We start from the raw sequence: 26,425 nt of genomic DNA, 5'->3' as shown, positions 1-26,425 counted from the left end.
GGCGATGACTACCGCGAGAGCCGCGCTCGTCACCGGCGCGACCGGGTTCGTCGGCGGGCACCTCGTCCGCCGGCTCGTGCGCGACGGCTGGTCGGTCCACGCGCTGGTCCGGCCGCCGCTGTCACGCGCCCCCGACGGCGTCCACGCGCGCGAGCTGCCCTGCGACGCCGGCGAGTTGGTGGAGTACGTCGCGTCCGTCAGACCGACCGTCTGCTTCCACGTCGCAACCCGGTTCCAGGCCGCGCACGCACCGGCCGACATTGCGCCGCTCGTCGCCTCCAACGTCACGTTCCCCGCGCAGCTCGCGGAGGCGGCCGCCCGGTCCGGGACGCCGTTCGTCAACGTGTCGAGCGCGTGGCAGCGCTACGAAGGTCGCGACGCGACACCGACCTCGCTCTACGCCGCGACGAAGCAGGCGTTCGCGGACGTGCTGCGCTACTACGGCGACGTCGAGGCGCTCCGGGTCGCGACCCTCGAGCTGTTCGACACGTACGGTCCCAACGATCGCCGCCCGAAGCTCGTCCCGCTGCTGCTCGACGCGGCCGAGTCGGGCCGGACGCTCGACATGTCACCGGGCGAGCAGCTCATCGACCTCGTCCACGTCGACGACGTGGTGCGCGCGCTGCTCGCCGTCGCCGACGCGCTGCTCGCCGGCGACGCCCGCGGACGACTCTTCGGTGCGCGCGCCGACCGGCCGGTCACGCTGCGCGAGCTCGTCGACACGGTCTCGGACGTGACCGGACGTCGACTCGCCGTCCGGTGGGGCGCGCGGCCGTACCGACCGCGTGAGATGTTCACGTCGTGGCCGTCCCCGCCGAGACCGCCGGGCTGGGAGCCGACCGTCGACCTCCGTGACGGGCTGCGCGCGCTCGCCGTCGCGCGCGGGATCAGCGCGTGACGACGAGCGTCCCGTGGAACGTCGGGTTGATGCTCACGCTCGGTTCGGTCAGCGAGTGGATCGCGTACTCGCCCGGCATGAAGTAGCGGCCGATCCGGCCGAACGGTTGCTGGTCCCCGACGTCGAGGTTGGCGGTGACGTCCTCGATCGAGACGTTGTGGAATGCGGTTCCCTTGTTGACGAACAGCAAGTCCTGCGACAGCCGCGCCGTCACGCACTTCGGCGTGATCCCGCTCTCGTCGATGGTGATGACGACGGTGGTGCCGGTCGCGGCCGGGCATCCGGACGGCGGGATCGTGACCGGCGGGATGACGTCGGCGTTCACGCTGAGCGATCCCTTCGGTCGTTGCGTCGTCGTCGTCGCCGGGAAGTCGGTGCTCGCGTTGCTGCTCGAGCAGGCCGCGAGCGCGACCGCGCCGAGCGTGAAGATCAGCGCCGCGAGCACCGAACAACGCGCGCGCATCACGCCGGCGCGGCGGCATGAGCGCCGCCGCGCCTCGCGCCGCGCCGTGCGAACGCGTCGATCGCCACCGCGGCCAAGACGACGAGCACCACCTCGACCGGTATCCGGAACCGCCACAGCCCGTAGAACACGGCCGCGGTCACGACGACGATGCCGAACTGTGCCAGCAACGGCCAGACCATCACGCGCCGGCGGCGAAGCGTCAGCACGCCCACAGCCGCGAGCGGCACGAGGATCCAGTACGCGGCGTACCCCAGCCACGACACCCACGTCTCGCGGCCCTCGCCCTTGTTGTACGCGACCATCGTGGCCGGGCGGAACACGCCCCAGACGAGCCCCTCACGAGCGGCGATGACGATCGGCAATCGCCCGACGTGGTGCCTGATGTACGAGAGGCCCCGGTGGCGGAGGTACGCGTCGACTTGTGACTGATCGCCCTTCGGCGCCGTCTGGCAGTCGAGCGTCCAGAGTCCCAGGCCCTTCCCGGAGTAGACAGACGGGCAATTCGCGCCCGCGAGCGTGATGCCGTCGTTCGTCGAGAGGTAGACGGGCTTCTTGAACCGGAACATGTTCGGGACGACCCACGGCGCGATCACGACGACCGCGCTCAGCACGATCACGGCGGCGAGCTCGACGCGCCGGCGCGTCGCCAGGCCGCGGGCGACGAACACGACCGGGATCGCGACCGCGGGGATCAGGAGGCCGAGCTCCGCACGGGTGAGGATCGCCAGCCCACACACCGCGCCGAGCGCGACGACGCTCGTCCAGGACGGTCGTCGCGCGACGCGGTACGCGAGCAGGAGGGCCAGCGCGACCGTGAGCGCGGCGAGCGTCTCCGACATGATGAGCCCGTCGTTGACCCAGAGGTTCGGGTACACCGCCGCGATCGCGGCCGCGATCAGTCCCGCGCGCTCGCCCGCCAACGACCGCCCCAGCATGCCGATCACCACGATCCCCGCCGTCCCGATGAGCGTCATCGACAGGCGCTGCGCGGTGTCGTCCTTCGGGAACAGCCACGATGCAGGCGCCATCGCGAGCGCGGTGAGCGGCGGGTGATCGGCCACCGGGACCTTCTTCGGGCAGCTCGGCGTGCCGGGGAACGGGCACGTGAAGCCGCGGCCCTCGGCCAGCGCGACGGCCTGGCCGTTGTAGTAGATGGCGTCGCCCATCATCGGCTCGCCCCGCTTCGCGCCCAGTACGTACGCGACGCGCAGACCGAGCCCCGCGATCGCGATCAGCAGCAGGACCGTCCAGAAGCGCTGCGAGCTCGACGTGGGGGCGCGCGCGCCGGTCGCGACGGGCGCCTCGTCGGCGGGCTCGATCGACGCGGTCGAGGTCGACGACATGGGGTCGCCAGCCTATGTGGTGGGACCCCGTGACGGGACGCCCCGGCGCGCCGGTCACGGCATCGGACGAGGTGGCGGTCCGTTCACCGGCGCGCCTCGCGACCGTGCCGGAGTGGGTTCGTGCCCTGCTCGTGCTCACCGCGCTCGCGGCCGTCTTCCTGTGGAAGCCGATCACGACGGCCGGCTACTACACGCCCGCCGACATCCTCCAGCAGTCGGCCGTCTTCAATCTCGGAGACCCGTCCTACCGGCCCCTCAACCCGGGATCGTCGGACGTCGTCCGGCAGTTCGATCCCTGGTTCCAGTACGGGCGCGACGCGCTCCACTCCGGGCACCTACCGCTGTGGAACCCGTACAACGGCGCCGGCGCGCCGCAGCTCGGCAACACCCAGTCCGCGATCTTCTCGCCGTTCAGCCTCCCCTACTGGGTGTTGCCGTTCCGCGCCGCGCTCGCGGTGGCCGCGTTCCTCAAGCTCGTCGCGGCGGGCTTCTTCACGTGGCTGTTCCTGCGGATGCTGCGGGTGAGCTTCGGGGGAGCGCTCGTCGGCGCGACCGCGTTCATGTTCTGCGCGTTCAGCGTGCTGTGGCTCTCCTGGCCCGTCTCGTCGCCCGTCGTCTTGATGCCGGCCGTGATCGCGGCGGCCGAATGCCTCGTCCGAGCAAGAGATCGCGAGCACGTCGTCCTGGGGGGCATTGCGGTCGCCGCCGCGGTGGCCCTCAGCCTGTTCAGTGGCAACCCGGAAGGATCGCTCTTCTCGTTCGTGCTCGTCGCCGGCTACGTGATCGTGCGCGCGCTGACGTCGTCCGACGTACCGCTGGCGGCGCGCGCAATGCGCGTCGTGACGGTCGGAGCGGCTGCCGTGACCGGCGTCGCGCTGGCCGCGGTGCAACTCGTCCCGTCGGTGGAGTACCTGCACCGCAGCGCCATCTACGTCTTCCGCCAGCACGGCTCACCTTCCTTCCTCAACGTGCACCTCGCCGCGCTGTACGCGGTGCCACGCATCTTCGGTGACAACACGGGCGCGCGCGACCCGAACGTCATCCCGCTCCCGGAGTACGCCGGCTTCTACGTCGGGCTGCTCGCGCTCCTCCTCGCGGCAGCAGCCGTGCTGTCGCTCGTGCGTCGGCGCCGGGCAACCGTCGCGTACTTCACCGGTGCGGCGGCGGCCTGGTTGCTCTACGCGTACGACGTCGCGGGCATCGGCCGCGCGCTGAACCACCTTCCCGGTGCAGACGTCGCGCAGGTCGTGCGCAGCGACGTGGTGTGGATCTTCAGCATCGCCGTCCTGTCCGCGATCGGCTTCGACGTGTTGGCGCGCCGCGACCTGTTGACCACCGCGGTGCAGCGCACGCGGGCGTGGCTGGTGCCGGTCGGCGTGGCCGCGGGCACGATCGTGCTGCTCCTCGCGACGTACCTCGCCGCGCGCTACCTGCGCCACTACGCGACGCCCCGGGTCGCGCCCGGCGTGCTCACGACGCCGGCGGCCAAGCGGCTGGCGCGTGACCAGCTCCTGTTCGTCGGGGTGTCGTTGGCAGTCGGTGCGGCGGCCGTTGCGGTCGCCGCGCTCCGTCGTACACGCCGCGTGACGGCGGTCGCGTGCGGCGTCGTGGTCGTCGTCATCTTCGCGCAGACGGGTTGGATGTTCCGCCGCTTCAACCCGACCGTCGCGCCCAAGTACGTCTATCCGGTGACCCCGGCGCTCGAGACCGTCCGCAACACGGTGGGCCAGTCAGTGATGCTGACGACGGACATCACGTCGATCCCGGGTGACGTCAACCTCTGGTACCGGCTGTACAAGGTCGACAGCTACGACGCCGTGCTCGTGAAGGACTACGACGCGTTGTACCGCCGGCTCCTCCGACCGCCGCGTGTCGTCGTCGCGGGATCGGAGATCGGCGTCGAGGGCGACGGCGCGCCCGTGAACGGCACGACGAGCCTCGCGGCGATCGGCGTGCAGTACGTCGTCACCGGAGGGCCGTACCCGTACGCGCGCCCAGTCCCGGCGCAGCCGAGCGCGACGGACGCCGCGCGCTTCACGGTGACGGACGGCTCGTTCGACGGGCTCAGCGTGACGATCCCGGGACAGCACGGCGCGCACCCGTGTACGTTGACGCTCGCCGACGCGCGCGGCACACCGGTCGCGGAGGGCGCGCGCGCGACGTGCCGGGACGGCGAGGGCGTGTTCACGTTCTCCCCCGTGCGAGGCGCCGGACCGGCGGTGTACGCGGCGACGGTCGCGTCCGACGGAACGCGCACACCGGATGCCATCGCGGTCCGCAGCGTGTTCGACACGAGCGTGCCCGGCCTCGAGCTCGTCCGACGGTCTCCCCCCGTCGGGATCTTCCGCGTCCCCGGCGCACCGCCGCGCTACTGGTCGCCTCCCCACGCGGTGCGGACCAACGCGACCACCGCGTTGCGGACGATGACGTCGCGGCACGCCGACCCGTCGGACGTCGTGCTCGTGGATGCACCCGCGGGCCCGCCCAGCCGCTCACCCGGCGACGTGCGCGTGGTCAGCGAGACGGCCACCCGAGTCGTCCTGCGTGTCTCGCGCACCGATCCGGGATGGCTCGTCGCGCGCATCAGCCGGTTCCCGGGCTGGAAGGCGACGGTCGACGGGCGGAGCGCGCCGATCGTCACGGCGAACTACGCGTTCTCCGCCGTGCGCGTCCCGTCGGGCACGACGCAGGTCGAGCTGCGCTACGAGCCCCACTCGGTACGCACGGGTGCAGTCGTGTCGATCGTCGTCCTCGTCGCGCTCGTCGCGCTTCTCGCGACCGCGCTCGTCGCGATGCGGAGGAGGCGTGGAACACGCGCGGCGGAGCGCGCGCCCGAGCCCCGCTGACCGGTCAGCGCGCGGCGATGCTCGCGAGCTCGGGGACGAGCCACCGGGCGACGATCACGGATCCCTGCCCGTCGAGTCGGACGCCGTCCACCGGCCGCGCGACGACGCCCTGCACCAACCGGGGACACGGTGGCCCGCCCGGGCACAGCACGGGGACGAGGTCGGCGACGACAACTCGGCCCGGATGTCTCGCCGCGAAGTCACGGTAGAGCGCGTCGAGACGGAGGATCGCCGCCGTTCTCGCGGCATCAGGTGGACGGGCGTGCTCCACGGCGGCGTCGGGCGCGTTCGTCACGATCACCAGACGCGCACCGCCCGTGAGCCGCGCGAGCGCGGCATCCATCCGTGCGAGAAGGAGCGCGTCCGCGTCGGGCGTACCGAATCGTACGACGCGCCGGCCGACTCGCTGATCGGCGATGTCCGGCCCGCTGTACCAGACGACGAGGTCCGGGCGGCCACGCGTCAGAACAGCCGCCTGCAATGCGTGAACGGTCGAATCGCATCGTTGCGTCTCCCGCGGCGAAGCACCGGCGGGTCCGATCCCGTCGGTCAGGGGACTGCATCCGGCGACCGCGGCGCCCTCGACGGAGACTCCCGCTTGCTCCCCCAGGACGGTCAGGCCGGCAAGCAGGCTGCACGCGGCTGTGTCGCCGACGACGGCGACGCGCATGCGCGTCGGGAGAGGATCGACCTGCACGCCTGTCCGGCGGACGTAGCTCGCGGCCGAGGCGAGCGACAACGCGCTCGGTCCGCTGCACGGCGTCGGTGAGGTGGTGGCGGTGCCGGTGGCGGCGACGGACGGCGTCGACATGCTCGCCCCGACGACCAGCGCGAGCGCCGCGCAGAGCACACCGGCGGGCGCACCGAAGCGCACGAAGGCGCGTCGCGCTGCTCCCGACCGGACCGGCCGTTCGAGCGCGTAGAACGACACGGTCGCGATCGCGAAGGTGATCGCGAGACGGAGCACGTCGAGCGTCGGCCCGTGGAGTCCCGCTCTCCCCTCGTACAGGTAGACGTCGACGGGCCAGTGCCAGAGGTACAGGCCGTACGAGATCCGCCCGATCCAGCGAAGCGCGCCGACAGAGAGCGCGCCGCGCAGCACGTGTGGTCCCGGTTGCACCGCCGACGCGATGACCGCGGCGACGCAGACGGCGAACACCGCCGAGAGCCCGCGGTAGTAGGACGCGGACTGCTCGCCGAGGCCGTGGAATGCCCACAGGCACGCTGCGGCGCCGGCGAACCCGAGGCCGCGCACGACACCACGAGCGAGCGGCGACCCCGGCGACCAGCTGGCGAGCAGCACGGCGAGGAGCGCGCCGATCAGGAGCTCGTGAGCACGCGTGTCGGTGCCGTAGTACACGCGGGACCAGCCGTGCGCGCTGTACAGCGTCGCGGACAGCGTGATCGAGACGACCGTGCCGACGATGCACGTCACCGTGAGCAGGCGAAGGGAGCCGCGCGCCGCCCGAAGGCAGCCCGCGACGACGAGCGGCCACACGAGGTAGAACTGCTCCTCGATGGCGAGCGACCACAGGTGGCGGAACGGCGACAGCGACGCGAAGAAGGCCTGCCCGAGCGCGGCGAACCGCCAGTTCGCGACGTAGAACAGGCTCGCGAGGCCGTCGAGACGGAAGTTGTGCGCGTCGGGCAGCGCCGAACCGGACGTCATCGAGGCGTAGACGCCGATCACCGTGAGCAGGAGGAAGAGCGCCGGGAGGAGGCGCCGTGCACGCCGCGCCCAGAAGGCCCGGAAGTCGATCCGCCCGCCCCGCTGCCGCTCGTTCACGAGCAGCGACGTGATCAGGAAGCCCGACAGCACGAAGAAGACGTCGACGCCGAGGAACCCGCCCGACACCGACGCGATTCCGTCGTGGAACGCGATCACCGCGAGGACGGCGATCGCGCGCAACCCGTCCAAGGCGGGCTGGTAACCCCAGTGGGGCGCGTCGCGCCGCGTCGTCACCGACGGCGGTGCAGGGACGACGTCGGTGCGGGCCACGGGGAAGACGTACACCACCACCCACCGCGTTCGCCAGGTTGGGGTGCTGGCCCGCAGCCGTGCCCGGCGCCGGCAGCCGAGGCGCGCGGGCAGGGATTCAGCGGGACGCGGCGCGATAGATCGCGCCGTTGCGTGCCGTCGCGACGGTCCTGAGCAGGAGACCGTCGCCGACGTCGCTCACCGTCGCGAGACCGGGCGCCCCGGGCGTGTACATGACGAGGTAGGCGTCACGCACGCGCATCAACGAACGGACCTCCCTGACATTCGACGCGAACCGCGTGTTCGTGGTGCCCGACGTCGGATACACGTGGATCGGGACGAGCACGCTCGGGCGCTGGGTCGCGATCCACACCGCATCGGGCCCGTTGGACACGATCAACGCCGACCGTGGCAGGCGCTGGACCGCGTGTGCGAGGGCGTCGTTCGTGGTCCGTACCGGGATGCCGTGGTCGACGAGGCGGACGGCGTCGGGCACGAACGGCGCCACGACGACCAGCGCGGCCGCCGCGACGCCGAGCACCGCGCGCTGCGGCCCGAACCGGCAGAGGAACCGGTAGGCCACGCCGAGGACGACGAGGTAGACGATCGGGCGGACGACCGCGAGGAACCGCGGATCGAACCCGGTCCCGCGGATGAGCAACGAGTGCGTGACGAACACCGCCGCGAGATACGCGACGACGAACCCGCCGAGCACGACGAGCAACCACCCGGCTTCGTCGCCCGGCGCGTCGGCGCGCAGCCTGGCCGGCCGGCCGGTCGGCTCCCCACGAGAGCACGCCGCCATGGCGACCGTCCCGCCCACGATCACGAGGAAGACGAGGGTCGCGGCCCAGCTCGGTACGGACAGCGGTACGAACCAGTGGGTGAAGTGGGGCCACGCGAACCTCCACTGCTTCATGGTCATCGCGTGATACGCGAGCGGCAGGCCGCGCCCGCGACCGACGAGCGCCGCGAGCAGCACGCGCCACAGCACGAACGGGCCCGCTCCGACCACCAGGACGACGAGCGCGGTCCGCCGCCGTTGCGACCACACCCAGCCCGGGCGGACGAGCGCGGCGACGACCACGACGACGAGGAGCGCGAGACCGAGGAAGCGTGTCAGGACCGACGCCGCGATCAGGGCACCGGCGACGACCGCCGACGCCGCGCTGCCGCGCGTCAACGCGCGCGCGGCGAAGAGGCAACCGGCCAGTGTGAGCGCGAAGAACAAGGCCTCCGCGAGAACGGTCCCGGACAGCAACATCCATGACGCAGGCGTGAAGTCCTGTACGACGGGACCGCCGGCGAGGAGCAGCACGATCGCCACGAGCACGAGCACGCGGGAGCGCGTGAGGACCCACGCGACCGCGCCGGTCACGGCGGTCATCGCGCCGAGCGAGACCGCGCCGACGACGCGCGCTGCCGTGTCGAGACCGGGCCCGAGCCACGCGACGGCCGCGATCGCGATCGGGTAGAGCGGCGCGTGCGTCGTGATCGGGAGACCACCGTCGAACGCGGCGGCCGCGGCGGGAGCGAACGAGTCCGTGAACGGCATCGAGATGGGTGACGTGACACCCTTCCCGTGCACGATGTTGCTCGCGGTCCCGAGGTAGATCGCGGTGTCGTTGAAGTACGCCTGGTGGTGCCGCGTGACGGCGAGCCCGACGACGGTCGCGCCGAGCGCCGCACTGACGAGCAGGACCGCGAGCCACCCGGTGCCGCTCCCCCGCTCCTCGCCGGGGCGGTCGTCAAGTCGCGGCACGATAGATCGCCGCGCCCGGGAAGGTCGCCACCGGCACCAGCCGCACGACCCGCATGATGTCCTGCGCGGTCGCGAGGTCGGTGTCCGGTCCCCGATCGAACATGACGAGGTAGCTGTCCGGCCGCTTCAGTAGCTCACCGACCTGGCCGAGGTCGCGCGAGAACGACGGGTTCGCCCGGTCGGACGTCGCGAACCACCGCTGCGCGACGAGCACGGACGCACGGCCGGCGTCGCCGTACACCGCGTCAGGCGCGTTCGACACGAGCAGTGCGTGTGCCGGCAGCGCGCGGATCGCGGACGCGAGCGCGGGTGACGACGGTGTCGAGGCGACGCCGTGCCTCACCAGGCGCGTCGTCGGCCCGAGCGAGGGCACGACGACGAGCAGCGCGGCCACCGTGACCGTCGCCGCCGCTGTTCCCGTGGCGAGACGGGAGAGGGACCGGAACGCGACGCCGACGATCGTGAGGTACAGCATCGGTCGGACGATCGCGAGGAACCGGGAGTCGAATCCCGTGTTCGCGACGAGGAAGAGCCCGGTCGCCGCGATCGCGATCAGGTAGGCGATCTGCACGACCACGAGGACGGCCAACAGCCATCCGACCTCTTCGTCGTCGTCGCCGTCCGGCCCGACGTGCCACGCGGGGCCGACGCGCCCGCCTGCGATCGCACGGGCGCCCGCGATGCCGGCGCCGACGAGCACCACGGCCGCGAGCACCGCCGCGCCGTACAGGGCCCAGTGCGGCGCGCTCGACGGGAGGAACCACCCGCCGACGAGGCGCACGCTCTCGGCGGGGTGCGCGCCCTGCATGCTGTGGAAGCGGACGGGGATCGTCGTGCCGTGACCGACCGTCAGGCGCAGGACGACCCGCCACACGACGACCGGCACGAGCGCGGGCAGGCCGACGATCAGCGCGGCACGTACCCGGTCGCGCGCGAGCCAGCGCGGGCGCAGCGCGACCAGCAGGAGCGCGGCCACGAGGACCGAGACGCCGATGAACCGCGACACGATCGCCAGACCGATCGCCGCGCCCGCCACGACGAGCGGGACGGTGTCGCCCGTCCGGAGCCCGCGTGTGAGCGGCGCGATCGACGCGAGCAGGAAGACGAGGAAGAGGGTCTCGGCCAGTCCGCTGCCGGCGAGAAGGATCCACGACGAAGGAACGAACGCACCGCCCGTCACGGGACCGCCGAGCAGGAACAACACCATGACGGCAGCGCTGACGTACCACCGCCGTGTGAGTCGCAGCGCGAGATCGCCGACGAGCGCGGTCGCAGCCGCGAGCGCGACGACGCCGACGACCCGCGCCGCGGTCGTCACGGTCGTGAACAACCCGATGAACGCGATCAGCAGCGGGTACATCGGCGCATGCGTCGTGATCGGCAAGGCACCGTGGAAACCCGCTTCTCGCAGCGGCGAGAAGTAGTCGGAGAACGGCAACGCGACCGGCGACGTGAGGCCGCGACCGTGGAGCAGGTTCCGTGCCGTACCGAGGTAGATCGCCGAGTCCGGGAACGTCTGCAGGCGGTGGCGTACGACGAGCGCGACGAGCGTCGCGCCGGCCGCCGCGCCGAACACGAGTGTCACGTGGGCGACGACACCGCGCTGCGAACGCGCGCGCGTCTCACTTCGGACGGGACGGATCAAAGGATCGCCCTTGTCGACCGCGCCTCGAGACCCACATGGTCGGTCCGCGAAGCGAGCAGCGCCCGGACCGCCGTGATCACGATCACCGCGGTGAGGAGCAGCGTCAGCGGCTCAGCGGGGAAGCGCAACCGCGGGTTCTCGCCGTGCTCGAGCACCGTGCTGGCGAACGTCACGAACGCCACGCAGAACGCACCCATCAGCATCCCCGCGCGCACCGGTGAGATCGCGCGGCGGCGGAGCGACCATTGCGCCAGCACGACGACGCCCGCGCCGATCACCGCCAAGGTCCCGAGCACGATCGTGATGCTGAGGTGATAACGCTTCGTCGTCGCCGGCCTGTCGACGGGAAGCGCGACAGGCGGAGTCCAGACGACGTCGAGCAGAACGGTTCGACGGTACACGGCGTCGGCGGTTCGCAACTCCTTGATGTTGTCCGACGGGAACAAGCTCGACGGATATGCCCAGAGCTCGAACGACCCGGCGATGTTCTTCGCCACGGCGAAGGGCTTCTTCTCGATGACGCGGATGGCATCGTGCTGGAGACGCGCGTAGTACGGAAGGAAGCACTCCCAGTTCGCGTTCCTCGGATGCACGCCTCCGATCGCGGTCGGCTTCTGCTCGTCGGCGAGGGCGGGGACCCCGGGATGCTGGAGCTTGCAGCGCGGCGGCTGGAGCGGCGCCGTGATCGTCCCGTCCTTCCGCAGGTCGGCCGCCGTGCCGGGCGGCAGCGCAGCGACGGCGACGCGCCACATGTTGAACCCGAACAGCGAGCTCAGCTGCGGCGTCCCGAAGAGCACCTCGTTCTTCACCATCAAGCCGCCGACGAGCGCGAACGGCACGGCGAGCGTGACGATGTGCCGCCACGTCCACCGGTTGGGTCGCCGCATGAGGAGGGCGAGCACGACGACGACCACCAGCCACAGCGGGTGGAACAGCGCGCGCACGAGGACGGTCGCGGTCGCAACCGCCACGAGGCCGACGAGAGCGCGGAGGCGACCCGTCGCGACCCAGCGGATCGTGAACGCCACGACCCAGATGACGAGTGCAGCCGCGAGGTAGTCGTAGCTGAGCCCGTTCTCGTACATCAGCGTGCCGGGACTGCAGCCGATGACGACCGCGACGACCAACGCCGTCCACTGGTTCAACCCGAGGCGACGGGCGACGTCGTAGAGACCGACGATCAGGAAGACGCCGACGATCTGGAAGACGACTTGCAGGCTGAAGCGGTCGCCGAACGGCGACAGCTGGAGGACGCTGCCGACGAGCAGATTGAACCCGGGCGGCTGCACGTGGAGGTACCAGAGGCTCCGAAACAGATCGTGGCGGAGCAGGCTCGGGTCGAGCAGCGCATCGGCAAGGTGCAGCTGATACATGTCGAAGTGCACGCCGGCGACCCAGTAGTAGAGCATCCGGCTGACGACGAACGCCGCGACGACCGCGCCGACGAACCAAGGCTCGTGGTGGCGCGCGGACGCCCGCTCGTCCTCGACCGCCGCGTCGGTACCGCCGGCCGTCGCGACGTTCACGTCAGCTCGAGAGCGGGTTCGACGTCGCGTCTCGGCGTGATCGCGACCGCGGCGAGGACGACGATCGCGATCTCGACCGGTATCCGGAAGCGGGTGTTGCCGTAGAACACGACGGCGGTGACGCTGACCATCACCGCCGTCATGACGAACGGCCAGATCGGGACACGGCGTCGCCAGAGACGCACGGCACCGGCGATGCCGAACGCGAGCACCACGAAGAACGAGAAGTACCCCACCCAGGACCAGGAGCGCGGCTTGTTCTCCAGGATGTCCGCGTCGACGGTCTGCTTCGGCCGGACGAGGCCCCACTCACGGCCGAAGCGCGCGGCCGCGACGACCGGTAGGCGCGACACGTGGTGACGCGCGTAGTGCAGGGCACGGCTACGCATGTCCTGCGCCGCGACGGACTCCTCGAGGTTGCGGGCAAGGATGTCGTCGAAGCACTGCTCGCCCCAGTAGCCGAGCCCGCTGCCGTAGTACGCCAGCTTGCAGTTGGCGCCCGCGAGCGTCGTGTCCTGCGCCGTCGAGATGATCACCGGATGCTGGAAGCGCGTGAGGTTGTAGAGCGTCCACGGCAGCACGACGACGGCCGTCGCCGCGACCGCGGTCCCCGCGACGAGGAGTCTTCGTCGTGCGCTGCCGAGCGGAGCGAGGATCGCGAGCGGCACGACGAGGAACGCGAGGAACAGCAGACCCTCACCGCGCGTGAGCGCGGCCAGCCCGATGCACAGCCCGAGCGCGACGGTGCTCGCGCGTCGATGCCAGCCGACGATGACGGCGTACGTCGCGAGGAGCATGAGCGCGACGAGGAGCGCGTAGAGACCCTCGGGCATGAGCATGCCGTCGTTGAGCCAGAGGTTCGGATAGACGGCCGCGAGCGCCGCGGCGACGATCCCCGCCCACCAGCCTGCGAGCCATGCCGCGAGGAAGCCCACGGGCAGGACGACGAGCGCACCGATCAACGCGGTGATCGCGCGGTGATCGCGGAAGCTGCGGAGACCGACGACGGATCCGGCCGCGAGGACGATCGACAGCAACGGCGGGTGGCCGGCACTCGGCGTGACGACGCCGTGACCCGAGTCGTCGAGGCGGTACGGGGCGATGAAGCCTCGCCCGTCCGCCACCAGGTTCGCCTGCCGGTGGTAGAAGATCGGGTCGTAGTCGACGAGGTAGCCGGGCTCCGACGGCACGTGCACCGCCGCGACGACCGCGAGCCGGATCCCGAGCGCGCCCACGAACACCGCGAGCAGCGCGTAGACGAACCACAGCGGCGGGCGCGCGGGCCGCGCGAGGCGGGGACGGCGACGACCGATGCGCTCCTGGGTGCGATCGGGCGCGGGAGTCGTGCTGACCATCCGTGCGTCTCGCTCTCGGTCGTCGGGACCCGTCCGGGCGGTTCCCGGGGCCCCGGCGGGCAACCGTCGCCCGGGGACGTTAGTGCGCCGCCTGCCCGTCCGGACGGGCCGACGGTCCGCTCTGCGTCGGCGCGAAGGAGTACAGCGTCGCGGCGCCGGTCACGAACAGGTGCCCGACGGCCGGCGACATGTCGACGTGCCGACCGCCGGTGTCGAGCCCAGGTGTGACCCGTCGGCGAGGCTGCGGATCCCGATGACGTGCGGATGCGACACGAACACCAGCGAACCCGCGACGACGACCCGCTGCCCGGACGACGACGCCGCGGTCGGTCCGGCCCCGGGCGCGCGCCAGACCGGACACCGGTCAGCGCGTTGCGCGCGACGAGATCGCCCGTCGAGCTGGCGGTGACGACGGTCGACCCGCTGACGGCGAAGACGCTCTCACCCGGTGCGTGCCACGGCACCGTGCCCGTGGACGGCAGGAGCGCGGTGTCGTCGAGATAGAGGACGTCCCGCGCGAACGACATCGGACCGGAGACGGGGAGCTCGATCGTCGACGCCACTGATTTGTCCGCCTCGCGGTAGCCGGTGAGGAACTCGACGCGCGTCCCGTTCGACTCGGCGACCTGCGACGCCGCGTACACGACCTTGCCCGGATCCGCGACGACGTCCTGGATCGTCCCGGGCGGCGTCGCGGTCCACGACACGTGGCCGGTGGCGTCGACGGCGACGAGCGCGTCCGCGTTCGGCAGGTCGTTGCCGAGCAGCAGCGTGCTGCCGTCGAGAACGACGCCGCCCTCCGCGAGCCCGACGTCGGGGTCACGAAGGGCGGTGTGGTCCACCAGCGGTGGGCCCCGGTCGCGGCGTCGAGGGCGACGAGGGCCGGCGGCCGCGACGGGACCTCGAGGTCGACGTACTCGATCCCGTTCCCGATCGCGAGGAAGCGCGCCGTGTTGACCTGCGGGTAGACCGCGGTCCAGCGAGTGGTTCCCGTTTCCGCGTCGAAGGCCCTCTACGGCGGACGGTCGCGCGGGGCAACGACGACCTCCCGGCGCTCCGAGCGGACGACGGGACTCGAACCCGCGACCCTCACCTTGGCAAGGTGATGCTCTACCAACTGAGCCACGTCCGCGTGCCGAGTCAGGATAGCAAGCACGCCGGGCCGGCCCGAGGGAGGCCACCATGGACGAGCCCGACGGCGCGGCGACCGGCAACGGCCCGGACGCACGTGCCGCACGCTCCCCGCTCGACTTGCTCGAGGTGCTCGCGACGCAGGACGTCGAGGTCGCGCCGGACGTGCACCATGTGGAGCTGTACACGATGCACGGTCTGCTCACGTTGGTGTGGCACGGACCGCGGCCGTGCGAGGACGTCGTCCTTGCGTGCAGTGGCGCGATGGGCAGCCTCCTCGGGCCGGCGGACGGGCTGTAGCACGACCTCGGCACCGCGTTCACGGCGGAGGACATCGCGACGATCCGCGTGGGCTACCGGCGTCCGGGCGACCTCGGTCGCTGCGTACACGACCTCGCGGCGGCCGCACAGCTCGCGGCCGGTGACGGCGCGCGGCGGTTCGTCGCCGTCGGTCACTCGTTCGGTGGCGCGGTCGCGATCCAGACCGCGATCGTGCTCGGTGGTCTCGTCGCCGGTGTCGTGACGCTCGCGACGCAGTCCGCGGGGTGCGAGACGGCGGAGGAGCTCGGTGACACTCCCCTGCTCCTCGTGCACGGCGAGCACGACGAGCTCCTGCCGCCGGAGACGAGTCTCGTCGTGCGCGAGCTGGCCGGGCACGGCGAGGTCGCGCTGCTACCGATGACGGGTCACCTGTTGCGCGAGTCGGGAGACGAGGTCCGCGCGCTCTTGCGCGAGTGGATCCCCGCGCGCTTCGCCGACGCGCGCGAGTGAGTTCAGCGCGTCCTCACGTACCGGCGAGACGGGCGACGACGGGAGCGAACTGCTCGTAGACGTCGGCACCGACGACGACGTACGTGACGCCCCACGTCTCGCGCCGCTCGACGAGCTGGTCGACGATCTCGTCGACGGTGCCGACGAGCGCCACGTGCGCGTCGAGCGCGTCCTCGGGCGACAGCCCCATCCCCGGCGCGACCGCGTTCGCGAGCCCGACCCGGTCGTCGGTGATCGCGGCGAAGAAGTAGCGCAGCTGGAGCTCGATCTCGTCGAAGCGGTCACCGGCGCCGTCGCGGATCCAGTCGAGCTTCTTGCGGGTCATCTCGGCGACGGAGTCGCGCACGGCGTCCGCGCCGACCTCGCCGGCACGGAGGTTCGGGTTGATGCCCACGACGTCGGCCTCGCGCCCCGCGAGCGTGAGCATCCGGCGTCCGCCACCGCCGAGCATGATCGGCGGCGGTGACTGCACGGGCTTGGGCCGCGCGTCGTAGTCGGTGATCGTGTAGTGCTCGCCCCGGAAGCTGAACGGCTTGTCGCCCCACGCCCCGCGGATCACCTGCAACGCCTCCGCGAGACGCGCGATCCGCACGCCGGGCGGGTCGTACGGAAGTCCGAGCGCGTCGTAGTCGCTGCGCTGCCAACCGGCGCCGACGCCGAGCTCCAGCCGCCCGTCCGACAGGACGTCGAGCGTCGCGGCCTCCTTCGCGAGCACCGCGGGGTGCTTGTAGTCGTTGTCGAACACGAGCGAGCCGATCCGCAGGCTCGTGGTCGCCTCTGCGGCGACTGCCATCCCGACCATCGGCGCGAGCTCCATGTCCGCGTAGTGGTCGGGCATGAACAGCGTCGAGTACCCGAGGTCCTCGATCTTGCGGGCCTGCTCGCGCCACGCCGTCGCCGACGTCGCGTCCGAGCACTGGACGCCGAACCGGAACCGGTGCCTGCTCCCCATGGGCCGCGCAGGCTAGGCGACGCGTCACTTTTGTGGTTCGGCGCGCCTGTGCAGCGCCGAACCACAATTGTGGCGACGCCCGCGCTAGCGGCCCGTCGACCCGAAGCCGAAGACGTCGCGGTCGCTGTCGCCGAGCTGCGCCACCTCGACCCACTCCACGAGCTCGACGCGCTGGACGACGAGCTGCGCGATCCGGTCACCGCGGTGGATCTCGTACGCGTCCTCCGGATCCGTGTTCACGAGGAGCACCTTGAGCTCGCCGCGATACGGCGCGTCGATCAAACCGGGCGTGTTGAGACACGTGACGCCGTGCCTCAGCGCGAGACCCGAGCGCGGCACGACGAACCCCGCGTAGCCGAGCGGGATCTCGACGGCGACGCCCGTCGGGACGAGCGCGCGGCCGCCGCGCGCGCCGAGCACGACGCCGTCGCGCGCGTGGAGGTCGTAGCCCGCGTCGCCGTCGTGGTGCTGGAGCGGCAGCGGGAGCGACGGATCGAGACGCTGGATGTGGACGTGCACGCGCGCAATCCGTCAGTCGGCGTCGAGATCGCCGGCGAGCTCGGCGCGCTGCTCGTCGGTCAGCTCGACGACGGCGTCGTAGTGCGGGTGGTCGACGACGATCCGCGCGCCCCGCTCCTTCAGCGCCGCGGCTTGCTCGGGCGCGAAGCGGAACTTCAGGTAATGGACGGTCGTGGTCGTCTCCTCACGCGTCAGGCGGTCCTCGTCGAGCGGCTCGGCCGGTACGACGGACCCGTCGTGCAACCAGATCGACACGGCGCGCTGGATGCCGACGAGCTTCGGCAACCACTCGTACAGCCGTTCCTTGTCGTCGATCTCGATGAACAGCGTCGCGGACAGCTCGCCCGGATCGGGAACGAGCTCGTTGTACGTCGCGACCTCGTGCTCGATCTGCTCGTCGGTGATCATCCGCTCGACGCGCGCCATCTCCTGCACCTGGAAGCGCATCGTGTCGGTGTTCTCGAACGTGATCGTCATCAGATCGCCCAGGTGGATGCGGCGGCGCTTCTTCATGGCGATGATGCGCGCGCGGAACTCGGGCCGCTCACGTTCGTACGCGCGCTGGTCCTTGATGTCGTCGATCGTGAGCTTCCGCATCACGTGCCTCCCGCGCTCGTGTCGTGACACACGACGGCCCCGGCGCGAGACCGGGGCCGTCGGCGTGGATCGCGTGCGACCGAGCCCGTCGTTACTTGCCGACCTGCTCGAGACCCTGCGTGAAGCGGCCCGCGTGGCTCTTCTCGGCGCGCGCGAGCGTCTCCAACCACTCGGCGACCTCGTCGAAGCCCTCGTCACGAGCCGTCTTCGCGAAGCCCGGGTACATCTCGGTGTACTCGTACGTCTCGCCCTCGATCGCCGACTTGAGGTTGTCGCTCGTGGCGCCGACCTTCACGCCGGTGACCGGGTCACCGACCTCGGCGAGGAAGTCGAAGTGGCCGAACGCGTGGCCCGTCTCACCCTCGGCGACCGACCGGAACAGCGCAGCGATATCCGGGTAGCCCTCGACGTCGGCCTTCTGCGCGAAGTACAGGTACCGGCGGTTCGCCTGGCTCTCGCCCGCGAACGCGGTCTTCAGGTTGTCGTGGGTCTTGCTGCCACTCAGCTTGGCCATGTCACTCCTTCTCGTTGGGACGCTCGTTGGGACGCTCGGTTGGATCATCGTTTCGACGCCTCGGATGATCGGTCGTCGACGCGCACTCCCCGCACAGGCCGCGGTAGACGACCTCGACCGACTCGACGGAGAAGCGGCGACGGTAGCGGGCGGGCAGCGCGGGCACCGGAGCGTCGGCCGGGATGTCCCGCACCATGCCGCACCGGGAGCACACGACGTGATGGTGCGCGGTCTCGACGTTGGGGTCGACGCGCAAGCTGCCGGTGCCGACGTCGAGCAGCGTCACCTCGCCCATCGCCGCGAGGTCGTTGACGGTCTGGTACACGGTCTTGAGCGAGATCGTCGGCATCTCCGCCCGCGCCGCCTCGTAGAGCGCGTCGACGGTCGGATGGCGGTCGTTGTCGGCGAGCAGCCGGAAGAGGCACTGGCGCTGCGGCGTGACCCGCAGGCCGTCCTCCCGGAACCGCGCCGTGAGCTCCGTCTCGCTCCTCACGCCGACCACGCTATCAACAAAGGTTGTCAACTAGCAAACGCTACCGATTGGCCGTCGCGGTCGGCCCCAGCCGGCGTCGCAGCTCGTCCTCGTAGGCGCGCACCTCGGGACCGGCGAAGCGCGCCTTGAGCTCACGCAGGACCGGGTACCCGGCGTCGCGCTCGGCGTCCCACTCGTCGGCGAAGCGGCCGGTGTCGATGTCCTCGACGAGCGAACGCATCGTCGTCAGGATGTCGACGCCGTCGTAGCGGCCGCGCCGCGTGAGCTGCCCGTACTGACTCGTGGGCGAGTGGTACTCGGACTGGCGCGCGTAGCCCTCTTCGCGCAGCAACCGGTAGGTGCGCTCGACCTCGCCGGACAGGACGAGCTCGGTGACGACGGCTTCGATTGGGATGCCGTGCTCGAGCATCACCTCGACGAACGCGTTGTTGACGTGCGTGAGCGCGGGCGACAGCGCCTGCTCGACCGCCAGGTCGAGCAGCGCCTCCTGCTTCGGCGTCATCTCGATCGCACCCTGCCGGAGCCCGCCGATCGCCTTCGCGACCGCGAGCGTGCGCGTGAGCGCGCGACCGGTCGTGTCGCGGTGCACGCCGACCGCGGTGATGAACCCCACGCCCTCCTCGTAGCAGCGGCGCACCTCGGGGCCGAGCATGCGCGGCGCGACCATCCCGACGTCGCACGCGGGATCGAGTCGCCCGAACGCCGGCGTGTACCCGCTCGCCACGACGACCAGGGCGTCGTCGCGTGGCGCGAGCGGCAGCGACGGGATCACGTCGTCGGGCACCAGCACGCAGATGACGTCGGCACGGGACGCGTCGGCAAGCTCGCCGGGCTCGAAGCCCTCGCGCGCGGCTTGCTCGCGCGTCTCGTCGGCCCGCACGCACACCTGCACGTCGAGCCCCGAGTCGCGGAGGTTGAGCGCCCACGACCGTCCCTGGTTGCCGTACCCGACGACCGCGACACGCGACCCCGCGATCGCGCCCAGGTCGCCGTCGTCCTCGTGGTAGATCGTCGTCACGTCGCTCCTCCCCTTCCGCGTTGGTACACAAGTCGTTGCTATGACCGCGAGTCGTGTACCAACGGGTCGATCATGAGGTCTGTCGCGCGAGCCATGCCTCGCGCAGCTTCGGCTTGCGGACCTTGCCGTTCGGGTCGCGTGGCACCTCGTCGACGAACTCGACGATGCGCGGCCGCTTGTAGTCGGCGAGCTTCTCGCGCACCCACGCGACGACGGCGTCCTCGTCGAGCGCCGCGCCGTCACGCTTCTGCACGACCGCGAGCAGCACCTCGCCCCAGCGGTCGTCCGGCACGCCGAGCACCGCGCAGTCGACGACGTCCGGGTTGCGCAACAGCACGTCCTCGACCTCGCGCGGGTAGATGTTGACGCCACCCGAGATGACCATGTCGCTCTTGCGGTCGGTGAGGTACAGGTAGCCGTCCGCGTCGAGGTAGCCCGCGTCGCCGACCGTGAAGAACCCACCCCGGTGCGCGGACGCCGTCTTCTCGTCGTCGTTGTGGTAGCGGAAGCTCGACGCGGCGGGCTTCGCGTACACCGTGCCGACCTCACCCGGCGGGAGCGCGTTGCCGTCGTCGTCGAGGATGACGAACTCGTTGCCCGGGAACGGCCGGCCCACGCTGCCCGGGTGCGCGAGCCACTCCTGCGGGCTGATGACGGTGCCGCCGCCCTCGGATGCCCCGTAGTACTCCCACACCTTGTCCGCGCCGACGAAGTCCATGAACGCGCGCTTCAGCGGGACGGGGCACGGCGCGGCCGCGTGCACGACGACCTTCAGCGACGAAAGGTCGGCGCGCGCCCGCACGTCCTCGGGGAGCTCGAGGATCCGCGTGAAGTTCGCCGGGACCATGTGCACGTTGGTGATCCCGTACCGCTCGATCAGCTCCAGGGCACGCGGCGCGTCCCACTTGCGCATGATCACGACCGACCCGCCGAACGCGAGGTGCATCTGCGCCCAGAACAACGGACCGGAGTGGTACGACGGGCCGACGAGCAGGTGCACGTCGTCGGGTGTCAGTCCCCAGCCCGTACCGGACGCGGCAACGCCGTCCGCCCGTCGCCGGAAGTCGCCTTCGCCGATCGCGACGCCCTTCGGTCGCCCCGTCGTGCCGGACGTGTACGCCATCGTCGTCGGCCACGCGTCACCGATGGTCGCGTCGTCGTCGACCTCGCCCTCGGGCCCCGCGGCCAGCGCGGCCTCGTAGTCGCCGTGTTCGCCCACCACGAGCCGTGGGACCTGCGGCACGCCGTCGAGCGCACCCTGCAGCTCGTCGGCGACGACGACCGCGGTGGAGCTCGAGTCGCTGACGAGCCAGCCGGCCTCGTCCGCCTTGAAGTGGATGTTGACCGGCACGACGACGGCGCCGAGGCGGCCGCACCCGTGCAGCGCTTCGAAGAACTCGATCGAGTTCGGGAGCAGGATCGACACCCGGTCCCCGCGCCGCACGCCGAGGCGGTGGAGCGCGTGGGCGCAGCGCCGGGACCGGTCGTCGAGCTGCGCGTACGTACGCGTCTCGCCGGTCTCGGCCTGCGTGAGCGCGACCTTGTCCGGCGTCTCACGCGCCCACGCACGGACACCGGACCGGTTGCCCGAACCTGACATGTCCGTCATCATGCCGCGCGATGCCCGGTCTGCTCATCGGCGACGTGATCCGGCGCGCCGCCCGCGTCGTCCCGAGGCGGTTGGCGGCGACGCTCGGCGACGCCGAGCTCACGTTCGGGGAGCTCGACGAGCGGTCGAACCGGGTGGGCCATGCGCTGCGCGGGATGGGGATCGCGCACCGGGACCGGGTCGCGTGGTGGGGCGACACGTCGCTCGACGTGATGCCCGTCTTCGGCGCCCTCGCCAAGCTCGGTGCGGCGTTCGCGCCCGTGAACGCGCGCCTCGGTGCGGCGGAGGCGGCCGAGGTCGTCGCGTACGCCCGGCCGCGCATGCTGGTGGTCGACGCTGCGCACCGCGAGATGGTCGACGGTTGGGACGTCCCCGTCGTGACGCACGACGAGCTGGCGCGCGCCGCGGACGGCGCGAGCGCCGACGACGTCGACGAGCCCGCGCTCGACGAGCGCGACACGCACGTCGTGTTCTTCACGAGCGGCAGCACCGGCCGGTCGAAGGGGGTCGTGATCTCGCACCGCGCCAGCGCGCTGCGCAGCTATCCGACACCCATCGACGACCGCGACGCCGCGACGGTGTGCATGTTTCCGCTGTTCCACATGGCCGGCTGGTCGATGGCGCTCAACGCGTGGCAGACGCGGGCGCCGTTGCACCTCGTCACGACGGCCGACGCCGACGCGCTCCTGTCGACGGTCGAACGACGGCGCGCGACACGGCTGTACCTGATCCCCGCGGTCTGGTCGCGCGTGCTCGACGCCGACCTCTCGCGCCACGACCTGTCGACGTTGACGGAGACGGACACCGGGACGTCTGCGACGCCGCCCGAGCTGCTCGCCGCGATCCGCGACGCGTTCCCGCAGACGGTCACCCGCGTCTACTACGGCTCGACCGAGGCCGGGCCGGGCACGCTCCTCCCGCACGCCGACGTGCTGCGCAAGCCCGGCTCGGTCGGCCTGCCGGCGCGCGGCGTCGACGTGCGGCTCGCGGACGACGGCGAGGTGTGCATCCGGAGCGAGCTCCTCATGGACGGGTACTTCGACAACGCCGACGCGACCGCGGCGGCGCTGCGCGATGGCTGGTACCACAGTGGCGACCTCGGCGCGCTCGACGACGAGGGCTACCTCTCGATCGTCGGGCGCGCGCGTGACGTGCTGCGGACCGGTGGCGAGACCGTCGCGCCCGGCGAGGTCGAGGTCGCGCTGGCGGACCATCCCGCGATCGCGGAGATCGCGGTCGTCGGCGTGCCCGACGCGCGGTGGGGCGAGATCGTCTGCGCCGTCGTCGTGCTCGCGCCCGGTGCAAGCGCGTCAGCGGTCGACGTCGACGCCCTCCGCCGCCACTGCGACGGGCGGCTCGCGCCGTTCAAGCACCCCCGCCGCGTCGAGCTCGTCGACGCGCTCCCCCGCACTCCCGCGACCGGCCAGGTCCAGCGGACTCTGATCCTCGAGCGCATCCTCAGCCGAGGGTGACCGCACCCTTCGGCGACGCCCGTCGTCCTCGACTCGCGACGCCGGGCGGAATAGCATTCCCGATATGCGGAACGCTGTTCCCGACGCGCCCCCCGTGGGGGATCCCGTCGCCCGGCGCGTCGCGGGCCGGGGCGTGGAGCGACGGCAGGAGGTGTACGCGACCGAGGTCCGCCGGCTGCTGGACGCCGCGTTCGCCGTGATGCGCGACACCGGCGACCTCGACCCTCGCGTCGGCGACATCGTCCGGTGGTCGGGCCTGTCGAACCAGGCGTTCTACCGGCACTTCGAGAGCAAGCACGCGCTCCTCCTCGCCGTCCTCGAGGACGGGCAGCGCCAGCTCGTCGACTACCTCGAGCACCGCATGTCGGCCGTGGGGCCGGGCATCCCCCGCATCCGGCGCTGGATCGAGGGCGTGCTCGAGCAGGCCCGCAACGCGGACGCCGCCGCCCGCACCCGGCCGTTCGCGCTCAACGCGGCGCGCCTGCGCGACCGCTTCCCCGCCGAGACCGAGCACGCGACGGATCTCGTCGTCGCGCCGTTGCGCGACGCGATCCGTGACGCGGGTGGCGACCCCAGGCGGGATGCCGACGCGGTGTACCAGCTCGCGATGGGGACGATGCACGCGCATCTCGTCGCGCGCACCCACCCCGACACGCGTGACGTCGCCCACCTCGTGCGGTTCGCGCTCGCCGGCATCGGCGGCGCAGAGGGTGACGGAGACCGACCGTGACCGAACGCGAGCTGCTCCTCACCGGGATCGGCGGCCAAGGTGTGCAGCTCGCCGCGCAGGTGGTGGCGCGCGCGGCGACGATCGAGGGCCGCTACGTCGCACTGTTCGGCGTGTACGGCGGCATGATGCGAGGCGGCAACACCGATGCGTCCGTGGTGGTCGGCGACGCGCCACTCCAGTCCCCGCCTCTCGTGTCGCACGCGTGGTCGGCCATGGCCATGCACGACGAGTTCTGGGCGTCGCTCGAACGCAAGCTGCGCGCCGGCGGCATCGTGCTCGTCAACGACGCGACGTTCACCGCACCACTCGACACGTCGACGTACCACGTCGTCCGCGTCCCCGCGACCGACATCGCCGCGCAATTGGGGAACCCGCTCGGGGCGTCGATGGTGATGACCGGCGCCTACAGCGGCATCACCGGCCTCGTCACGCTCGACGCCGTCGTCACCGGCATGCGCGAGTCGATCCCGCCGTACCGTCGTCAGCACGTCGCGGCGAACGAGGACGCGCTGCGCGCGGGCTTCGAGCACGTCGACCGGCTGTCGTTCCCCGCGTGGGAGCAGACGACGAGCAAGGCGAGCACCGGGGCGTCGGCGTGACCGTCGTCCGCAGCCGGGGCACCGTCCGCATCGACGTCGATACGTGCAAGGGATGTGAGCTGTGCATCACCGCCTGCCCGCCGCGCGTGCTGTCGATGTCGAGCGAGGTGAACCACCTCGGCTACCGGTACCCGCAGCTGCACCCCGGCTGCACGGGCTGCAATGCGTGCCGTGACGTCTGCCCGGACTTCTGCTTCGAGGTGTACCGCTTCGACGCGCCGCTGCTGACGGAGGTCGCGGAGTGAGCGCGATCGCGCCGACGCGCCGCCTGATGGAGGGCTCCGAGGCGATCGCGTCGGCGGCCATCGCGGCGGGGTGCCGGTTCTTCGCCGGCTACCCGATGACGCCCTTCACCGAGGTGCTCGAGCACTTCGCCCGCCTTCTCCCCGAGGTCGGCGGGGTGTGCGTCAACGCCGAGAGCGAGCTCGAGGCGGTGGGCATGGCATGGGGCGCGCTCGCGACCGGCGCGCGCGCGGCGACGGGCTCCACCGGTCAGGGCCTCTCGCTGATGCAGGAGTCGTTCTCGGAGATCACGCTCGCGCAGCTACCGCTCGTCGTGTTCAACATGGCGCGCGGCCAGCAGGACTACTTCCAGGCGACGCGGGGTGGCGGCCACGGCGACTACCGCCACATCGTCCTCGCCCCGTCGGACATCACCGAGGCGGCCGAGCTGACGCAGCTCGCGTTCTACCTCGCCGACCGCTGGCGGCATCCCGTGCTCGTGTACGGCGATTACCTCACCGCGCACATGCAGGAGGCGGTGTCCGTCGAGCGCGTCGACCTCGGTCCGCTGCCCGACAAGGACTGGGCGGTCGACGGGTCGCGCAACGGGACCGGCCGGTCGCGGAGCGTCTCGCCGCTCGGGCTCGGCAAGGTCGGGCAGGACGCGCCCGGGATCGAGCGCCACCTGCGTGCCGTCGTCGCCAAGCAGGAGCGCATCGCCGCGCAGGAGGTGCGCGTGGACACCGCGTTCACCGACGACGCCGAGACGGTCGTCGTCGCGTTCGGGACGCCGGCGAAGTTCGTGAAGTACGTCGTCCACCAGTTGCGCGCCGAGGGCGAGCGCGTCGGCTACGTCCGCCCGATCACGCTGTGGCCCTTCCCGTACGAGGCCGTCGCCCGCACGGCGGAAGGCGCGCGCGCGGTCGCGACGTTCGAGCTGTGCGCGGGGCAGATGATCGACGACGTCCGGCTCGGCGTGCTCGGCCGTGCGCCGGTCGTCGGGATCGGCGGCATCTCGACGGACGGATCCGGGTTCGGTGTCGGCCCGCTCCTCGACGCCGAGATCATCCGCGAACGCGTGCTGGCAGTGCACCGCCACGGTGCTGACGCGGTGCTCCCGCCCTTGCCCGTCAACGACAGGGGGTAGGTGGTCCATGGTCGACGCAGGTCGTCCCGTGCTCGACACGTCCGCCGAGCCCGTCGGCGCGCACAAGGTCGGCGACTTCAAGCCCGACCTCCTGCTCACGCAGGAGCACCACCTGTGCCCAGGATGCGGCGAGCCCCTCGCGCTGCGCATCCTCCTCGAGACGTTGCAGGAGCTCGGCGTCGCGCAGCGCGCGGTGATGGTCGCGGGCATCGGCTGCTACACGAGCTTCTCCGCGACGGTCGACGTCGACCTCGTCCAGGCGCTGCACGGGCGCGCACCGTCGGTCGCGACGGGTGTGAAGCGCATGCTGCCCGACGGCGTGGTGTTCACGCTGCAGGGCGACGGTGACATGGTGAACGAGGGCCTCCAGGAGGTGCTGCACACCGCGGCACGCGGCGAGCGGGTCACGTGCGTCCTCCTGAACAACGGCGTGTTCGGTGAGACGGGCGGGCACATGACGGCGACGAGCGTGCTCGGGCAACGCACGAAGAACACGCTCGACGGGCGGGATGCCGCGTACCACGGCTATCCGATCCTGATCGGCAACCTCATCGCGACGTTGCAGGGCGCGGCGTACGTCGCGCGCGGCTCGGTCAACAACGCGGGTTCCGTCGCGCGCACGAAGAAGATGCTGCGGCGCGCGTTCGAGACGCAGCTGCGCGGTGACGGCTTCTCGTTCGTCGAGGTGCTCACGATGTGCCCGACGGGATGGTTCGTCCCCACCGCGGAGGGTCCGGGCTACATGACCGAGACGCTCGGCGAGGTCCACGTCGTCGGCGAGCTCAAGACCGTTCTGTGAAGCCTCAGACACACCACGTGTGCATGACGCTTC

The 26,425-nt window shown here is 71.5% G+C and carries 25 protein-coding genes and 1 tRNA gene; 11 read left to right on the top strand and 15 right to left on the bottom strand.

Annotated features, from left to right (window positions below; all coding sequences use genetic code 11):
* The first annotated feature begins 4 nt into the window (after nucleotides 1-4).
* Nucleotides 5-898, top strand: a complete 894-nt coding sequence (locus VFC33_10020) for an NAD(P)-dependent oxidoreductase (protein HZR13577.1) — start codon at nucleotides 5-7, stop codon at nucleotides 896-898.
* Here VFC33_10020 and VFC33_10015 read toward each other — a convergent pair.
* Both VFC33_10015 and VFC33_10010 read right to left on the bottom strand, forming a co-directional pair.
* Nucleotides 888-1,343, bottom strand: a complete 456-nt coding sequence (locus tag VFC33_10015; GenBank protein ID HZR13576.1) for a hypothetical protein — start codon at nucleotides 1,341-1,343, stop codon at nucleotides 888-890. The two genes, VFC33_10020 and VFC33_10015, sit on opposite strands and share 11 nt — an antisense overlap.
* Before the next feature lie 17 nt (nucleotides 1,344-1,360).
* Nucleotides 1,361-2,707, bottom strand: a complete 1,347-nt coding sequence (locus VFC33_10010; protein HZR13575.1) for a glycosyltransferase family 39 protein — start codon at nucleotides 2,705-2,707, stop codon at nucleotides 1,361-1,363.
* Between the two features lie 29 nt (nucleotides 2,708-2,736).
* Here VFC33_10010 and VFC33_10005 point away from each other — a divergent pair, with 29 nt between their 5' ends.
* Entirely contained in the window at nucleotides 2,737-5,553 is a 2,817-nt protein-coding gene (locus VFC33_10005) for a YfhO family protein (protein ID HZR13574.1), read from the top strand.
* A 4-nt stretch (nucleotides 5,554-5,557) separates the two neighbouring features.
* Here VFC33_10005 and VFC33_10000 read toward each other — a convergent pair whose 3' ends face one another.
* The 5 genes from VFC33_10000 to VFC33_09980 form a co-directional block, all read right to left on the bottom strand.
* The gene (locus VFC33_10000) at nucleotides 5,558-7,552 is read right to left on the bottom strand and encodes an acyltransferase family protein (GenBank protein HZR13573.1); all 1,995 of its coding nucleotides are present in this window, start codon (nucleotides 7,550-7,552) and stop codon (nucleotides 5,558-5,560) included.
* A gap of 97 nt (nucleotides 7,553-7,649) precedes the next feature.
* Entirely contained in the window at nucleotides 7,650-9,293 is a 1,644-nt protein-coding gene (locus VFC33_09995; protein HZR13572.1) for a hypothetical protein, read from the bottom strand.
* The gene (locus VFC33_09990) at nucleotides 9,280-10,878 is read right to left on the bottom strand and encodes a hypothetical protein (GenBank protein ID HZR13571.1); all 1,599 of its coding nucleotides are present in this window, start codon (nucleotides 10,876-10,878) and stop codon (nucleotides 9,280-9,282) included. The genes VFC33_09995 and VFC33_09990 overlap by 14 nt, the downstream gene beginning before the upstream one ends.
* Before the next feature lie 56 nt (nucleotides 10,879-10,934).
* Nucleotides 10,935-12,464 (bottom strand): glycosyltransferase family 39 protein, encoded by a 1,530-nt coding sequence (locus tag VFC33_09985; GenBank protein HZR13570.1) that lies wholly within the window; start codon nucleotides 12,462-12,464, stop codon nucleotides 10,935-10,937.
* On the bottom strand, nucleotides 12,461-13,819 hold the full coding sequence (locus VFC33_09980; protein ID HZR13569.1) for a glycosyl transferase: 1,359 nt from the start codon (nucleotides 13,817-13,819) through the stop codon (nucleotides 12,461-12,463). The genes VFC33_09985 and VFC33_09980 overlap by 4 nt, the downstream gene beginning before the upstream one ends.
* Nucleotides 13,820-14,526: 707 nt before the next feature.
* Between VFC33_09980 and VFC33_09975 the strand changes: the two genes are divergently transcribed.
* Nucleotides 14,527-14,787 carry a hypothetical protein gene (locus VFC33_09975; protein ID HZR13568.1) on the top strand — a complete coding sequence of 87 codons (261 nt, stop codon included), beginning with the start codon at nucleotides 14,527-14,529 and terminating at the stop codon, nucleotides 14,785-14,787.
* A 91-nt stretch (nucleotides 14,788-14,878) separates the two neighbouring features.
* Here the strand turns inward: VFC33_09975 and VFC33_09970 are convergent.
* Nucleotides 14,879-14,951: transfer RNA gene (locus tag VFC33_09970), tRNA-Gly, on the bottom strand.
* A gap of 50 nt (nucleotides 14,952-15,001) precedes the next feature.
* Here VFC33_09970 and VFC33_09965 point away from each other — a divergent pair.
* Both VFC33_09965 and VFC33_09960 read left to right on the top strand, forming a co-directional pair.
* Nucleotides 15,002-15,250 carry a hypothetical protein gene (locus tag VFC33_09965; GenBank protein HZR13567.1) on the top strand — a complete coding sequence of 83 codons (249 nt, stop codon included), beginning with the start codon at nucleotides 15,002-15,004 and terminating at the stop codon, nucleotides 15,248-15,250.
* A 48-nt stretch (nucleotides 15,251-15,298) separates the two neighbouring features.
* Nucleotides 15,299-15,721, top strand: coding sequence for a hypothetical protein (locus tag VFC33_09960; GenBank protein HZR13566.1), 423 nt, complete (start codon nucleotides 15,299-15,301; stop codon nucleotides 15,719-15,721).
* A 13-nt stretch (nucleotides 15,722-15,734) separates the two neighbouring features.
* Here VFC33_09960 and VFC33_09955 read toward each other — a convergent pair whose 3' ends face one another.
* The 7 genes from VFC33_09955 to VFC33_09925 all read right to left on the bottom strand — a co-directional run bounded on the left by VFC33_09955 (nucleotide 15,735) and on the right by VFC33_09925 (nucleotide 21,414).
* On the bottom strand, nucleotides 15,735-16,673 hold the full coding sequence (locus VFC33_09955; protein HZR13565.1) for a TIGR03621 family F420-dependent LLM class oxidoreductase: 939 nt from the start codon (nucleotides 16,671-16,673) through the stop codon (nucleotides 15,735-15,737).
* A gap of 84 nt (nucleotides 16,674-16,757) precedes the next feature.
* Nucleotides 16,758-17,201, bottom strand: coding sequence for a dUTP diphosphatase (dut, locus tag VFC33_09950; protein ID HZR13564.1), 444 nt, complete (start codon nucleotides 17,199-17,201; stop codon nucleotides 16,758-16,760).
* A 3-nt stretch (nucleotides 17,202-17,204) separates the two neighbouring features.
* Nucleotides 17,205-17,789 carry a DUF3501 family protein gene (locus VFC33_09945; GenBank protein HZR13563.1) on the bottom strand — a complete coding sequence of 195 codons (585 nt, stop codon included), beginning with the start codon at nucleotides 17,787-17,789 and terminating at the stop codon, nucleotides 17,205-17,207.
* Between the two features lie 91 nt (nucleotides 17,790-17,880).
* Entirely contained in the window at nucleotides 17,881-18,303 is a 423-nt protein-coding gene (locus VFC33_09940) for a rubrerythrin family protein (GenBank protein HZR13562.1), read from the bottom strand.
* Nucleotide 18,304: 1 nt separating this feature from the next.
* Nucleotides 18,305-18,796, bottom strand: a complete 492-nt coding sequence (locus VFC33_09935; GenBank protein ID HZR13561.1) for a Fur family transcriptional regulator — start codon at nucleotides 18,794-18,796, stop codon at nucleotides 18,305-18,307.
* A gap of 40 nt (nucleotides 18,797-18,836) precedes the next feature.
* Nucleotides 18,837-19,814 (bottom strand): NAD(P)-binding domain-containing protein, encoded by a 978-nt coding sequence (locus tag VFC33_09930; protein ID HZR13560.1) that lies wholly within the window; start codon nucleotides 19,812-19,814, stop codon nucleotides 18,837-18,839.
* 70 nt (nucleotides 19,815-19,884) lie between these two features.
* Nucleotides 19,885-21,414: an AMP-binding protein gene (locus VFC33_09925; GenBank protein HZR13559.1), complete on the bottom strand. Its 1,530-nt coding sequence runs from the start codon at nucleotides 21,412-21,414 to the stop codon at nucleotides 19,885-19,887.
* 20 nt (nucleotides 21,415-21,434) lie between these two features.
* On the opposite strand from VFC33_09925, the gene VFC33_09920 reads away from it, so the two are divergent.
* The 6 genes from VFC33_09920 (at nucleotide 21,435) to VFC33_09895 (ending at nucleotide 26,392) form a co-directional block, all read left to right on the top strand.
* Nucleotides 21,435-22,895, top strand: coding sequence for an AMP-binding protein (locus VFC33_09920; GenBank protein HZR13558.1), 1,461 nt, complete (start codon nucleotides 21,435-21,437; stop codon nucleotides 22,893-22,895).
* A 64-nt stretch (nucleotides 22,896-22,959) separates the two neighbouring features.
* Nucleotides 22,960-23,625, top strand: a complete 666-nt coding sequence (locus VFC33_09915) for a TetR/AcrR family transcriptional regulator (GenBank protein ID HZR13557.1) — start codon at nucleotides 22,960-22,962, stop codon at nucleotides 23,623-23,625.
* On the top strand, nucleotides 23,622-24,224 hold the full coding sequence (locus VFC33_09910; GenBank protein ID HZR13556.1) for a 2-oxoacid:acceptor oxidoreductase family protein: 603 nt from the start codon (nucleotides 23,622-23,624) through the stop codon (nucleotides 24,222-24,224). Before VFC33_09915 ends, VFC33_09910 begins: the two co-directional genes overlap by 4 nt.
* Nucleotides 24,221-24,469, top strand: a complete 249-nt coding sequence (locus tag VFC33_09905) for a 4Fe-4S binding protein (GenBank protein HZR13555.1) — start codon at nucleotides 24,221-24,223, stop codon at nucleotides 24,467-24,469. The genes VFC33_09910 and VFC33_09905 overlap by 4 nt, the downstream gene beginning before the upstream one ends.
* Nucleotides 24,466-25,593, top strand: a complete 1,128-nt coding sequence (locus VFC33_09900; GenBank protein HZR13554.1) for a hypothetical protein — start codon at nucleotides 24,466-24,468, stop codon at nucleotides 25,591-25,593. The genes VFC33_09905 and VFC33_09900 overlap by 4 nt, the downstream gene beginning before the upstream one ends.
* Before the next feature lie 7 nt (nucleotides 25,594-25,600).
* On the top strand, nucleotides 25,601-26,392 hold the full coding sequence (locus VFC33_09895; GenBank protein HZR13553.1) for a thiamine pyrophosphate-dependent enzyme: 792 nt from the start codon (nucleotides 25,601-25,603) through the stop codon (nucleotides 26,390-26,392).
* The last annotated feature ends 33 nt before the right edge of the window (nucleotides 26,393-26,425 follow it).

It is taken from the genome of Acidimicrobiia bacterium, assembly GCA_035651955.1.
Classification (GTDB): domain Bacteria; phylum Actinomycetota; class Acidimicrobiia; order IMCC26256; family JAMXLJ01; genus JAMXLJ01.
Note: the sequence above shows the minus strand (reverse complement) of the source record. Positions and strands in the feature narration are given on the sequence as shown.